13 protein-coding genes and 1 pseudogene are annotated in these 13,417 nt (G+C 65.4%); 6 read left to right on the forward strand and 8 right to left on the reverse strand.

The genetic code is table 11. From position 1 onward, the window contains the following. Position 1 precedes the first annotated feature (1 nt). The 5 genes and pseudogenes from catC to RR42_RS38710 all read left to right on the forward strand — a co-directional run. Positions 2 to 280: a muconolactone Delta-isomerase gene (catC, locus tag RR42_RS21840; RefSeq protein WP_043352963.1), complete on the forward strand. Its 279-nt coding sequence runs from the start codon at positions 2 to 4 to the stop codon at positions 278 to 280. A gap of 109 nt (positions 281 to 389) precedes the next feature. Continuing rightward, a complete protein-coding gene (locus tag RR42_RS21845; RefSeq protein WP_043352965.1) occupies positions 390 to 1,376 on the forward strand; it encodes a tripartite tricarboxylate transporter substrate binding protein in 987 nt (328 codons plus the stop codon). A 7-nt stretch (positions 1,377 to 1,383) separates the two neighbouring features. After that, complete coding sequence (pcaD, locus tag RR42_RS21850) at positions 1,384 to 2,172, forward strand: 3-oxoadipate enol-lactonase (RefSeq protein WP_043352967.1); 789 nt, start codon at positions 1,384 to 1,386, stop codon at positions 2,170 to 2,172. A 117-nt stretch (positions 2,173 to 2,289) separates the two neighbouring features. After that, complete coding sequence (locus tag RR42_RS38705) at positions 2,290 to 2,556, forward strand: FitA-like ribbon-helix-helix domain-containing protein (protein WP_082055039.1); 267 nt, start codon at positions 2,290 to 2,292, stop codon at positions 2,554 to 2,556. A gap of 12 nt (positions 2,557 to 2,568) precedes the next feature. Next, positions 2,569 to 2,685: pseudogene (locus RR42_RS38710) on the forward strand (VapC toxin family PIN domain ribonuclease); the annotation flags it as partial. 13 nt (positions 2,686 to 2,698) lie between these two features. Here the strand turns inward: RR42_RS38710 and RR42_RS21860 are convergent. Together RR42_RS21860 and RR42_RS21865 are read right to left on the reverse strand one after the other, a co-directional pair. Next, entirely contained in the window at positions 2,699 to 3,544 is an 846-nt protein-coding gene (locus RR42_RS21860) for a DUF3047 domain-containing protein (RefSeq protein WP_236702146.1), read from the reverse strand. Between the two features lie 119 nt (positions 3,545 to 3,663). Then, positions 3,664 to 4,407 (reverse strand): SDR family oxidoreductase, encoded by a 744-nt coding sequence (locus tag RR42_RS21865; RefSeq protein ID WP_043352970.1) that lies wholly within the window; start codon positions 4,405 to 4,407, stop codon positions 3,664 to 3,666. Positions 4,408 to 4,572: 165 nt separating this feature from the next. Here RR42_RS21865 and RR42_RS21870 point away from each other — a divergent pair, with 165 nt between their 5' ends. Continuing rightward, the gene (locus RR42_RS21870; protein WP_052494850.1) at positions 4,573 to 5,496 is read left to right on the forward strand and encodes a LysR family transcriptional regulator; all 924 of its coding nucleotides are present in this window, start codon (positions 4,573 to 4,575) and stop codon (positions 5,494 to 5,496) included. Positions 5,497 to 5,510: 14 nt separating this feature from the next. Here RR42_RS21870 and RR42_RS21875 read toward each other — a convergent pair whose 3' ends face one another. The 6 genes from RR42_RS21875 to RR42_RS21900 form a co-directional block, all read right to left on the reverse strand. Beyond that, a complete protein-coding gene (locus RR42_RS21875) occupies positions 5,511 to 5,702 on the reverse strand; it encodes a hypothetical protein (protein WP_043352972.1) in 192 nt (63 codons plus the stop codon). Positions 5,703 to 5,775: 73 nt separating this feature from the next. Continuing rightward, on the reverse strand, positions 5,776 to 8,871 hold the full coding sequence (locus RR42_RS21880) for an efflux RND transporter permease subunit (protein ID WP_043352974.1): 3,096 nt from the start codon (positions 8,869 to 8,871) through the stop codon (positions 5,776 to 5,778). A 1-nt stretch (position 8,872) separates the two neighbouring features. Next, positions 8,873 to 10,054: an efflux RND transporter periplasmic adaptor subunit gene (locus tag RR42_RS21885; protein ID WP_052494851.1), complete on the reverse strand. Its 1,182-nt coding sequence runs from the start codon at positions 10,052 to 10,054 to the stop codon at positions 8,873 to 8,875. A 21-nt stretch (positions 10,055 to 10,075) separates the two neighbouring features. Further along, complete coding sequence (locus RR42_RS21890) at positions 10,076 to 11,326, reverse strand: TolC family protein (RefSeq protein WP_236702147.1); 1,251 nt, start codon at positions 11,324 to 11,326, stop codon at positions 10,076 to 10,078. 624 nt (positions 11,327 to 11,950) lie between these two features. Further along, complete coding sequence (locus tag RR42_RS21895) at positions 11,951 to 12,637, reverse strand: DUF746 domain-containing protein (RefSeq protein WP_043352976.1); 687 nt, start codon at positions 12,635 to 12,637, stop codon at positions 11,951 to 11,953. A 158-nt stretch (positions 12,638 to 12,795) separates the two neighbouring features. Next, the gene (locus tag RR42_RS21900; RefSeq protein ID WP_043352977.1) at positions 12,796 to 13,401 is read right to left on the reverse strand and encodes a response regulator transcription factor; all 606 of its coding nucleotides are present in this window, start codon (positions 13,399 to 13,401) and stop codon (positions 12,796 to 12,798) included. Positions 13,402 to 13,417 lie beyond the last annotated feature (16 nt).

Here is a 13,417-nt window from a genome sequence, read left to right on the forward strand (position 1 = left end):
CATGTTGTTTCTGGTGAGAATGGACGTAAAGATGCCGGCAGACATGCCGCCCGCGCAGGCCGACGAGATCAAGGCGCGCGAGAAGGCGTACTCGCAGGACCTGCAGCGCCAGGGCAAGTGGCCGCATCTGTGGCGCGTGGTGGGCGAGTACGCCAACTACAGCGTGTTCGATGCCGAGTCCAACGACGAACTGCACACCATGCTCTCCAGCCTGCCGCTGTTCCCGTACATGGAAATCCATGTCACGCCGCTGGCCAAGCACCCGTCGTCGATCAAGTAAGCGGGCCGGCTCGCCGTTACCCTGAATACCGCCGCGGCCCCCGATGGCCGCGTTCCAACACCAACACCAACACCAACACCAACTCCGAATCCATTTGGAGGAGACTCTGATGCGCTTGCTATTCCTGCGCGCCTGGGCCGCCTGCGCCTGTGCGCTGGCCACCCTGGCCGTGCTGCCATCCGGCGCCCACGCCGACACCTATCCCGATCACCCGATCCGCTGGGTCGTGCCATTCCCCGCGGGCGGCGCGATGGACAATATCGCCCGCACGCTGGGCGAGGAAATGTCGAGGAGCCTGGGCCAGTCCATCGTGGTGGAAAACCGCCCCGGCGCCGGTGGCAATATCGGCGCCGAGATGGTGGCGCGCTCGCCCGCGGATGGCTACACGCTGATCATTGTCGCCAACGGCATGGCGGTGAACCCCTCGCTGTACGGCCGCCTCAGCTACGACCCGGTGAAGGATTTCGCGCCGGTCTCGCTCCTGGCTGTGGTGCCTAACGTGCTGGTCACCAGCAAGGCCAAGAAGCTGCCCGCCACGGTGCCCGACCTGATCGCCGCGGCGCGCGCCACGCCGGACAAGTACACCTATGCCTCTGCCGGAAACGGCACTTCGATCCACCTGGCCGGCGAACTGTTCACTTCGCTCACCGGCGTCAAGATGCTCCACGTGCCCTACAAGGGCAGCGGCCCGGCCATGACGGACCTGCTGGGCGGCCAGGTTGACTATATGTTCGACAGCATCACCTCGGCCAAGCCGCATATCGACTCCGGCAAGCTCACGCCCATCGCGGTGACCACCGCCAAGCGCTTGTCGACGCTGCCGAACGTGCCGACCCTGGCCGAAGCCGGCGTCAAGGGCTATGACCTGTCGCCATGGTTCGCCGCCTTCGTCCCGGCCAAGACGCCGCCCGCCGTGGTCGCACGCCTGAACCAGGCCATGGTGGACGCGCTGGCCAAGCCGTCGGTGCGTACCCGCCTGGCCGCCATCGGCGCCGAGCCGATCGGCAGCACGCCCGCGCAATTGGGCAAGCACCTCGCTGCCGAAACCGATAAATGGGGCAAGCTGATCCGCGAACGCGGCATCCGCGCGGACTGAGAACGCCATGACCACTGCATTGCACCAAGGCATCGCGCTGCATTACGAGATCGAGGGGGCGCCCAACGCGCCCGTGCTGGTCATGTCCAACTCGCTGGGCACGGACATGCAGATGTGGGCGCCGCAGATGGATAGCCTGCTGCCGCGCTTTCGCGTGCTGCGCTACGACACCCGTGGCCACGGGGGCTCCGGCCTGCCGTCCCCGGCCGCGGCGCCGTTCGGGTTTGCCGAACTCGGCCAGGACGTGCTGGCCATCATGGATCACGCCGGCATCCAGCGCGCGCATTTTTGCGGGCTGTCGATGGGCGGCATGACCGGCATGTGGCTGGCGGCCAATCACCCCGAGCGTTTCGACCGCTTCGTGCTGGCCAATACCGCCGCCCTCATCGGCCCGGCCAGCGGCTGGGACACGCGCATCCAGACGGTACGCAGCCAGGGCATGGCCGCCATCGTCGATGCGGTGCTGGCGCGCTGGTTCAGCGCTGCCTGGCTGGCCGGCAACGCCGCGCGCATCGCGCCGGTGCGCCAGATGCTGCTGGACGCATCGCCCGAAGGCTACACCGCCAACTGCGCCGCGGTGCGCGACGCCGACCTGCGCGCGCAACTGCAGCGTATCGCCAGCCCGGTGCTGGTGATTGCCGGCACGCATGACCTGGCCACCACGCCGGCGCAAGGCCGCGAAGTGGCGCAAGGAATCGCCGGGGCGCGCTACGTGGAGCTGGACGGCGCCCACTTGTCGAACTGGGAGCAGCCGGAGGGGTTTGCGCAGGCGGTTTGCGGGTTCCTGGCAGGTTGAGGCGGATGGCTCACTCGTACTGCAGAGGTGTCATTGCGATGCGATCCATGATTGCATCGTAACGACATCAATGCTATCAATGCTATCGTTTTTGGATGGCATCGTAGGAGGGCGATCATGGCAAATCTGCTGGTTCGAGGGATTGATGAAGCGCTGGTACAGCGGCTGCGTGAGCAGGCTGCCACACACGGTCGCAGCGCTGAGGCCGAGCACCGTGAAATTCTTGCGCGGGCGTTGCACACGACCAGGCGCAAGCGCTTTGCCGAGGTGTTGGCAAGCATGCCGGATGTCGGCGAGGACAGCGATTTCGAGCGCGTCGATCAGCCGGGCGGGGCCGCGCATGTATTTGATCGGACAATGACACCAATGTCATCAGTGAGATGAGGAAGCGCGGAGCATGCCTTGGACAAACTGATCGCGGCGACGGCGCTGATTCACGACCTCACCGTGGTGACGCGCAACGTTAGCGATTTTGCCGATACCGGGGTGCGTGTTCTGAACCCCTTTGAATGACTGGCAGGCGACGCTACTTCGCCGCCCCGAACCGTATATCCCCATACCAGGCACGCGCGTTCCCGCCCGTGTTGTCGGTATCGGTGAGCAGGCCGTAGGCGGTCAGCTTGCCGGGCTTCTCCTTGAAGGCATGCTCGAAATCCTGCTCCACGTTGCGGCTCAGCGTGAGCCACTTGCCGGCGGCGTCGGCTCCGCCTGACACCACGATCATCTTGACCCGCGAGGTGTGGGGGTTGTCGATGACCGTGCCGACCGGCGCGGTGTTGGACCAGATGTACATCAGCGTGGCATAGGGCAGTTCCTCGCCCGCCAGCGCCTTGGCCAGCTTGATGGCCGTGCGCTCGCCCAGCGATAGCTTGTCCGTATCTCCATCGAACATGAACACCAGGCGCGCCGGCGCGTCTTCCATGGCGGCGACGCTGTTGTCGGCCGCATCGATCGCGTGTTCCACCTTCCAGCGCCAGCTGACCTGCGGGGTGGCCTCCAGGTCCAGGTTGTTGCCCTTGTGCATCAGCGCGGAGGCGGAGGCGGCCGCGTCGGCTTCGAGCACCGTGGCGTGGTCCTGCGCCACCAGGCTGTAGTGGGTCGACGCCTTGCCGTGCGCCACCGGCAGGTTCTTCCACCCGGCCGGCAACGGGCCGCCGGGCGTGCCGGCGGAGAAGGCGGCGCCGGGGGCGGCCGCCGGCGCCGATGCTGCCGATGCCTGCGCTTGGGCCGGCGCAGCGTGCGCGAGCAGCAGGCCGCAGGCTAGCAGGGTGGCCAGCACGTGCGCGCGAGGCGCCAGCGAGCGGGGGGAATGCGTCAAAGCCGGATGGGGGATCATGATCGATTGCCCGATGGTCGCGATGGTCGCCGTCATTGTTCTTATTGTCTCCATTGTAGGAAGCGGCCCGGGCCTTTGAGCGCGCGACATGTTGCCGTTCGCGGCAGCGGCCGCCCCTGCCGGCCAGGGCGCTGCCCGCCGGCTTCAGCCAGCGCTCAGGCCATGCCACCGTTGGCGCGCAGGATCTGGCCGTTGACCCAGCCGGCATCGGCGCCGGCGAGCAAGGCGACGACGCAGGCGATGTCTTCCGGCTGGCCCAGGCGTTGCAGCGGGGGCATCTTGGCGAAGGCCTGGATCTGCGCTTCGGTCTTGCCGTCGAGGAACAGCGAGGTAGCGATCGGGCCGGGAGCCACGGCATTGACCGTGATGTTGCGGCCGCGCAGTTCCTTGGCGAACACGTGCGTGAACGCCTCCACCGCTGCCTTGGTGGCGTTGTAGACGGCATAGCCGGGCATGTTCAGCGCCAGCGTGGTGCTGGAGACATTGACGATGCGCCCGCCGTCGGCAAGCCGCGCGGCGGCTTCGCGCAGGGTGTTGAAGGCGCCGCGCACGTTGATGTCGAAGGCCTGGTCATAGAGCGCGTCGCTGGTGTCGGCCAGCGGCACCGTCTTGAGCACGCCAGCGTTGTTGACCAGCACGTTCACCTTGCCCAGTTGCTGCTCGGTGATCTCGAACAGGCGGCGCACATCGTCGGCCTTGGACACATCGGCCTGCACTGCGATGGCCGACCCGCCAGCGGCCTTCAGCTCGGCCACGAGAGCATCGGCCTGGGCCGCGCCGGCCGCGTAGTTGATGGCGACGGCGAAACCATCCTGCGCCAGGCGCCTGGCAACGGCGGCACCGATGCCGCGGGATGCGCCCGTGACGATGGCGACTTGGGTGGGGTTGGCGTTGTTCATGATCCGTTTCTTTTCAGGTAATGGGTTGGTAGGTTGGTGAAACGGATCATGGATCATTCCCATGCAAAGATAATTAGTGGTATTTTGATAACATTGCTCCGTTTGCATTAACAATAGGGCGCCCCAGGGTCTTTCATTGCCCACTGCGGCCCCGTTCAGCGACGCATGGACCGATTCCAGGAAATGCAGGCCTTCGTGCGCATCGCCGAGCGCCAGAGCTTCACCCAGGCCGCCGAGGATCTCCAGATCCCGCGCGCCACCATCACCAACCTGATCAAGCGCATGGAACAGCGGCTCGGCGCCAGGCTGCTGGAGCGCACCACGCGCACGGTGCGTCTCACGCACGACGGCGAAGCGCACTACCGGCGCTGCGTGCGCCTGATAGCCGACCTGGAAGAAGCGGAGGGGTCATTCCGGGATACCGCGCCCAAGGGCCTGCTGCGCGTGAACCTGCAGGGGACACTGGCCCGGCATTTCGTGGTGCCGGCGCTGCCGGATTTTCTGGCGCGCTATCCCGAGCTGGAAATCCATATTGGCGAGGACGACCGGCTGGTCGACCTGGTGCGCGAGGGAATCGATTGCGTGCTGCGCGCGGGCAACCTGCAGGATTCGTCGATGGTGGGTCGCCGGGTTGCGCTGCTGGAGCAGGTGACCGTGGCCAGCCCCGCGTACCTGGCCCGCCATGGCGAACCGGCGGATCTTGATGCACTGTCGGCGCACCGCGCGGTCAACTACATCTCCAGCAGCACCGGCAAGCCGGTGCCGCTGGAGTTCACGGTTGCTGGCCGCGTGACGGCCGTGCAACTGGCGGCTGCCATTTCGGTCACCGGCGCCGATCTCTACACCGGCGCCGCGGTGGCCGGGCTGGGGCTGGTCCAGGTGCCGCGCTATCGGGTGGCGGGAGCGTTGCGCCAGGGCCGCTTGCAGGTCGTGCTGGCGGACCTGCCGCCGCCGCCGATGCCGGTGTCGGTGCTGTATTCGCAGAACCGCCAGCTATCGTCGCGGGTGCGTGTGTTCGTGCAGTGGTTGCGCGATGTGTTCGAGGCAGGCGCCGATGGGAACCAAGGCTTGATTCCTATCGGCGCCTGAGGCGTGCCGGCCGGTTATTTCCGCACGTTGGACGGCAGCACCGAGTTCCGGCTGGACTGCTTGGCGGATTGCCCTGACTGCGCCGACTGCCCCGACTGCCGCTTGCTGCTGGCCGACGACTTCGGCGCCGCGGCGCCGGCAACCCCGACGCCGGCGCAAAGCAGGATGGCGAGCAGTGCCGCCGGTGCATTCTTTCGCATGTTCATGATGGACTCCCGTTGCGTGGCCGGTCCGCCTGGGGCGTGCCGGCCACTGGTTGGTTCAGGTTCAATTTCCGGCTCAGATGCCTTCGGGCGGCGTCAGCGAGGCCGCGTCCGGGCCGCCCTTGCGCCCGCGATGGCGGTTGACCCAGGAGAACACCACCGGCAGCACCAGCAGCGTCAGCAGCGTGGTGGTCACCATGCCGCCCACGATCACCAGCGCCAGCGGCCGTTGCGCCTCCGAGCCGATGCCGTGCGACAGCGCCGCCGGCAACAGCCCCAGGCCAGCCAGCATGGCCGTCATCACCACCGGGCGCAGGCGCAGCGCCGCGCCCTCGACCACGGCTGCATGCAGATCGTCGGACTGCGCCAGCCGGTTGACGTAGGAGATCAGGATCACCCCGTCCTGGATCGCGATGCCGAACAGCGACAGGAAGCCGATGCCCGCCGAGATCGACAGGGTCTCTCCCGCGATATGCAGCGCCAGCAAGCCGCCGATGGCCGCGAACGGCACGTTCAGCACCACCATCAGCGCATCCTTGAAGTTGCCGAAGGTGCTGTACAGCAGCAGGAAGATCACCAGGATGGTCAGCGGCACGATCACCGCCAGCTTCTTCTGCGCGATCTTCATCTGGTTGAACTGGCCATCCCAGAAGATGCTGTAGCCTGCCGGCAGCGTCACCGCCTTGCCCACCTTGTCCTGCGCCTCGGCCACCGCGCTGCCAAGATCTCGTCCGCGCACGCCGAACTTGATGGCGATATAGCGCTTTCCGGTCTCGCGGTAGACAAAGAACGGCCCGTCGGTGGCTTCCACCTTGGCCACCATCGACAGCGGAATGCGTTGGCCGTCCGGTGTATCCACCAGCAAGCGGTTGATGACATCCGGGTTGTTGCGCGCCTGGTCGTTGAGCCGCACCGACAGGCCGAAGGTCTTCTCGCCTTCCAGGATGTTGGTGACCGCATCGCCGCCGATTGCAAACTGCACGGCGGACTGGATGTCGCTCACATTCATGCCGAAGCGCGCGCTCTTCTCGCGGTCCACCGTGATGTTCAGCGTGGGCTGGCCGAGTTCCTTGAAGATGCCGACGTCAGCCAGGCCCGGCACCTTCTTCAGGATGGACTCGACCTCCTTGGCCTTGTCCTGCAGCGTCACCAGGTCGGAGCCGTAGATCTTCACCGAGTTCTCGCCCTTGACCCCGGACAGCGCCTCGTTCACGTTGTCCTGGATGTACTGCGAGAAGTTGTACTCGATGCCCGGGATACGATCCAGGTGCCTGGACAGGCGTTCCACCACCTGCTGCTTGGTCGCGCCTTTGGGCCAGTCGGCCGGGGGCTTGAAGTACAGCGCGTATTCCTGGTTGAACACGCCGGTGGAGTCGGTGCCGTCGTCCGGTCGGCCAATCTGCACCGACACGGTTTTCACCTCGGGCTGCTGGCGGAAGAAGCCGCGCAGGTCGCGTGCGACGGAGGCCGAGTAGTCGAGATCCACGGTGTTGGGCAGCGTGATGCGCAGCCACAGGTTGTTCTCTTCCAGCGTGGGCAGGAACTCGGTGCCGAGGTAGCGCGAGCTGTACAGCGTGCCGGCCAGGCCGATGAATGCGGCCAGGAACACCAGGCCGGGCTTTTTCAGCAGCTTGCGCAGCAGCGGCTTGTAGGCGCTCAGGATGATGGCAATGAATTTCGGCGAGTGCGGCCGCAGCGAGCCGCGGAACACAAAGGATGTCACCGCCGGCACGAAGGTCAGCGCCAGCACGATCGAGGCCAGCAGCGCGAAGCCCATGGTGAAGGCCATCGGCTTGAAGATGATGCCTTCCACCCCGCCCATGAAGAACAGCGGCGAGTAGGCCACGATGATGATGCCGGTGGAGAAGATCATGGCGCGCTGGACCTCGCTGGTGGCCCTGACGATGCCATCCTCCACGTTGGTCTCGCCCTCCTCCAGGTGGCGCATGATGTTCTCCATCACGATCACCGCCGCATCCACGATCAGCCCGAAGTCGATCGCCCCTAGCGAGATCAGGTTGGCCGGCACCTTGAAGTGGGCCATGTTGATGAACGACACGCACAGCGCCAGCGGGATCACCGCCGCCACCACCGCCGCGGCGCGGAAGCTGCCGAGGAAGATGAACAGCACGATCAGCACCAGCGAGATGCCGACGAACAGCGCATGCTCGACGGTACCCATGGTGATGTCGAGCAGGTTCTGCCGGTCATAGAAGGTCTTGACCTCGATGCCTTTCGGCAGCACGTTCTGGTTGATGTCGGCGATCTTGTCGCGCACCCGCGCCAGGACCTCGGTGGCGTTCTCGTCGCGCTTCATCAGCACGATGCCTTCGACGATATCGTCGTGCTGGTCGAACTGCACCATGCCCAGGCGCGGCGTGTTGCCCACCCGCACCTCGGCGATATCGCGCACCCGCACCGGCACGCCGTTGGACACCGACACGGTGACGTTGCGGATGTCGTCGAGCGTTTGCAGCAGGCCCACGCCGCGCACCACGAACTGCTGCTCGCCGGCCTTCATCAGGCCGCCGCCAGTGTTGGCGTTGGCATTCGACACCGCATCCACCACCTGCTTGAGCGAGAGCCCATAGGCCTGCAGCTTCTCCGGCGTCGGTACGATCTGGTATTGCTTGACCTTGCCGCCAAAGGCGGTGATGTCGGCCACGCCCGGGACGTGCTTGATCTCCTTGTAGACGTTGTAGTCCTGGTAGGTCTTCAGCGTGGTCACGTCGATGCCGTCGGCCTCGATCCGGTAGCGCAGGATTTCGCCGGTGGCGTCGCCGTCCGGCGACAGGTTGGGCTGCACGCCCGGCGGCAGGTTGGCTTGTGACAGGTAGGTGACGAAGTTCTGGCGGGCCTTGAAGTTATCCACGCCCTCCTTGAACTTGACGGTCACAACAGACAGCCCGAACAGCGAGACCGAGCGGAAGGACTGCACGTCGGGCACGCTGGCCAGCGCGTTCTCCACCGGAATCGTGATCTGCTGCTCGACCTCCACCGTGCTGCGGCCAGGCCACTGCGTAATGGCCTGCACCGTGACCGGCGCCACGCCCGGGTACGCCTGCAGCGGCAGCTGCAGGAAGCTCAGCACGCCGGCCGCCAGCAGGCCAACGGCCAGGAAGACGATCACCAGGCGCCGCTTGAGGATGCTCTTGATTGGCGAGAAGACCATCTCAGGCCTCCTGCTTGAGCAGCATTTCGTTGAGCAGCATGCCGCCTTGCGTCACCACCCGCACCGACGCGCCGGCCGGCACGCCTTCGGTCACCTGGAAGGTGCCGTCGCTGCGCGGCGTGCCCTGCACAGCCACGCGCTCGATGTGCTTGTCGTCCGGCTGCGTCATCAGGTAGAGCTTGCCCTGGTCCTTGACGATGGCCGATTGCGGCACCACCAGCGCCTGCGCGCTGCCGGTGACGATGCGCGCGGTGGCGTACATCTCCGGCTTGAGCGTGCCGTCCGGGTTGGGCACATCGCAGCGTACCTGCAGCGTGTGCGTATCGGCGTCGACATTGGGCGCGATAAAGCTGACCCGCCCGCGGTAGTGCCGGCCCGGGTAGGCCGGGGTCTCGATCTCGATCACCTGGCCCAGGCGCACGTTCTTGATGTCGTTCTCGTACAGGTTGCCGGTGAACCAGATCGAGCGGGTGTCGATGATGCTCATCAGCGAGTCGCCGACATTGAGGTAAGAGCCGGGGTCCATGTCGCGCTTGACGATGGTGCCGCCGATCGGCGCGCGGATGGTCAGCGTGTCGGAGGCCACGCCGCGCTCGCGGATGCGGGCGATGTCCTCGGTGGTCGCGCCCAGCACGCGCAGCTTGTTCTCGGACGATTGCATGGTCAGGCGGGCATCGTCCACCAGTTCCTTCAGGTCGCTGTTGCTGAGCGTCTTGAAAGCATTGTGCGAGAGCAGGAATTCGTTCTGCGCGGAGATGTACTCGGGCGAGTACAGCTCGGCCAGCGGCTGGCCGGCATGCACCACGGCCCCCTCGAACACCAGGATGCGCTCGACGCGGCCGGCCACGCGGGCCGAGGCCAGCTTGGCCTGCTGCACGTTGTAGGCCAGCTTGCCGGGCGTGGGCGTATCGACCGTCACCGCTTGCGTGCTGAACACCGCGGACTTGACCGCGTTCGGGTCGAAGCCGCCTTCAGGCAGCGTCAGCAGCGACGGCACGCGGCGCGGCTTCGCCGCCTCGGGCTTGGCGTAGGGCGCGGCCATGCCGGCCTTGCCGGCTTGTTCCGCCTGTTGTGCCTGTTGTGCGTGTTCAGCCTGTTGGGACTGGGCCCAGTACTTCCCGCCCCAGATACCGCCGGCCAGGACCACCACAAAGCCAGCGCCGATCATCAGATTCTTGTTCATAGGTTCAAGGCCTTGCGGCCATCAGAATTTGTCCCGGCCCACCGCGGCGGCGAGCGTGTAGTAAGCCTGGCGCGCCTCGGACTCGGCCTGCGTCACCGCCAGTTCCGCGTTCTTGAGCGCGGAGCTGGCGGTCAGCAGGTCGGTGAAGGCGGCATTGTTGTTGGCATAGTTGGTGAAGGCCATCTTGTAAGCGGTCATGGCCTCCGGCAGTTGCCGCTGGCGCAGGAACTCGGCCTGGTTCACCGACTGGCGCAGGTTGTTGTGCGCGGTATCCACCGCCAGCAGCGTCTGCTGGCGCACCGACTGGTCATTGGCGTCGGACGCCACCTTGTTGGCCACGGCTTCATCCACGCCGTACTTCTCCTTGGTGAAGAAGAACAGCGGGATGATCACGTCGAACTCGATGCCGTAGCTGGCCGGCTTGAAGCCCAGCGGCGGGTTGTTGCCATTGAATGTGCCGATGATCTGGAAGTCAGGCAGGTAGGCCTTGCGGGCCAGGCGCACGCCCTTCTCGGCCGCTTCCACCAGGAAGCGCGAGGCCCGCACATTGGGATGCTCGCGCAGGGCCATGTCTTCCAGCTCGGGCAGCGGTGTGGGCGGCAGGCGCACCGCGCTGGCATCGGGGCGCAGCTCCAGCGGGAACTCGGGATTCTTGCCGATCAGCGTGTTGATGGTCTTGAGCGCGTTGTCATACTGGCGCTCCAGGCCAAACGTGTCGTTCTGCGCGCTGCTCTGCGCCACCTGGGCATTGAGGTAGTCCACATAGCCCGCCGCGTTGTTGGCGTAGCGGATGCGCGCCACCTGCTTGACCTGCTCCAGCCGCTTGAGATTGAGGCGCAGCACATCGAGCTGCGCCTTCTGCGCCAGCGCCTGGAAGTAGGTCGTGCTCAACTGCGCGTAGAGCTGCAAGTACAGCGCGTCGCGTTGCGCGTCGATCGATTCGGCTTGCGTGTTGGCGATATCGGCGGCCAGCGCCTTCTTGCCGGGGAACGGGATCGACTGCGTGAGCGTGTAGCTGAAGCTCTCGGCGCGCGCCAGCGCCAGCGGGCTGTTCTTGGGCAGGTTGCCCCAGATAAAGCCCACCTGCGGGTTGTTCGGCGCGGCGATCTGCGGCACGGTGGCCTTGGCCGCCATATAGAGCGAGCGGGCCTGGATCAGTTGCGGGTTGCTGGCGCGCAACTCCTCCGACAGCTCCCACAATGAGAACCCGGGGCCAACGAGGCCCTTTGTCTTCTCTTCGGCACTCAGCGTGGCCGCTGGCGTGGCGCTCACCCCAGCGCCGCGCGGCGCTGCCTGATCCCACCCGCTGGCCGGCGCTTTGCCCGCAGCAGGCGCTTTCTGCACAGGCGGAACAAGCGGGACCGGATCGGTATCTCCGCTCAGTTGAACACCCCATGCGACCCGAGCCGAAAAGACCAGGATGACGGCTGCTCCAACTTTTCTGTTAGTTGGTTTTTTAATCATAAACACTCCCATCGCTACTTGTAGCAGTTATGACAGGACAAACTTTCAATTGCCCTTCCAGAACATTGCAAATGGCTTTCGGAAATTTAGGGGATTACCCGCGTGGGGAATTGGAGATTGGAGCCCAGCGTCGACAATTCCACAGGGCGATAGCAGAATCGCTATCTTAACCATCAGGATCGCCATGTCACGCCGCAAGCCGGTCGGCGCGCGCTGCCCCATAAAATGGGCGAAATGCAGGAAGTGGCCGGGACTATCTATTCCATGGGACGCTTTGTGTTCGGCGTGAGAAATAAATAGATGGCCGTATTTAAATGAAATAGGATAACCACATCGAAATCAATATGGATTGATCGATGTTATTGCTGGTTAAATCAGGTCCAGGGCCGTGAAAAAAAGATCCTGCCTTTCCCTTGTCTGGTCTATTCCGCGCTAGTGCGCCGTCTGTTCGCATAGCGGGCACACCCGGATCAACAAGGGTGCGTTTTCCATTTCGGCGAGCGCATCGCTATCGTCGGAGGCGACGGTGCACTTGCATTTGCGCGCCGCGCTTGCGGGCTCGCCGCGGGCGTTCGCCGGCAGTACGGCGTAACGAACGCCGAGCTGCACGCGCCGCTCCCAGTCGCCTTGCGGATCCAGCGTCAGCAGCCACAAGCGGGTCTGGATCGACCAATGCCTGACGGTTTCACTTTTGATCCCCAGGCGCCGCGCCGCTTCGGCGACCGACATCTGCTGGGAGGCCAGGTTGAAGAAGGCTTCCGCCTTGTCCTCCAGCCTGAGCCGCGCCATGGGCGTGCCGGTGAGCCGGCTGAAGCGCTGGCGGCAACCGGCGCAATGAAAGAGCGGCAGGCTGCTGCCATCGGTACCGTCATAGGTCGACTTGCCGGCCCGGCAGCGCGGGCATTGCGGCGGCCGCTGGCTGGCGCTGTGCAGCCTGCGCCATGCGGACAGCAGGAACGCTGTCAGGTCGGCATCGCAGACGCCCGCCGCGCCGCTCGCCCGCACATGGATCAGCGTCGTGGCACGGCGCAGGTCGTCCGCATGGGGATACACGTTCGCGCGGCTGGCGGTGGGGTCTACCTCGGCTCGAGTGGGTCGTGGCTGCTGAAATCTGCTCATATCGTCGGCGCGGGTAGATCCGGCCGTGACGCCGTGGACCCCGGGGCTTGCGCCCTGGTCGTAAAATCCCGCTAACCCGTGCTCCGGGAGCGATGAAATTGCGCCGATTCTATGTGGATTGGCCGCCGCCGAGTACTGTGATTGATCACAGTAGGACTCTAGGGCTTGATGATGCCGGCGGACGCGGCCTTGACGACCGCTTCGATGCGGGTGGCGACGCCAAGTTTCTGGCGGGCGTTGTCAATGTGGAAGTCGACCGTGCGCTTGGACAGGCCCAGGATGGTCGCGATCTCGCCCGAGGTCTTGCCGCGCGCCGACCAAGCCAGCGCTTCCACCTCGCGCTCGCTGAGCTGCACGGCCGGCAGGCCCGGGCGTGTGCGCGCAACCCGCGCGAGGCGAGCCTCGACAATGCTGGACAGTATGTCGAAATCGACCGGTTTGGTCACATAGTCGTCGGCCCCGAGCCTGCGCCCCCTGAGTTCGGCCTCGCGCTGCGCCAGCGCCGTGAGGAACACGAAGGGCATGTCGGCAAAGCGTGGCGCCAGCGAGGTGATCTTCTCCAGCAGTTCGAAGCCGGTCATCACTGGCATACTCACGTCGCAAAGGACGAGGTCCGGTGTGTCGCGCAGAATGGCGGCAAAACCTTGCTGGCCGTCGTGTGCGATGCTCACGGCAAAGCCCCGCTCGATCAACTCTTCGGCGATCAGCGCGGCCGTTTCGGCATCGTCCTCGATGCAGAGGATCTTCCGGCGGGCATCGGTCATGGTGGTCCTTGGTGGC

The organism is Cupriavidus basilensis (assembly GCF_000832305.1).
GTDB classification, from domain to species: domain Bacteria; phylum Pseudomonadota; class Gammaproteobacteria; order Burkholderiales; family Burkholderiaceae; genus Cupriavidus; species Cupriavidus basilensis_F.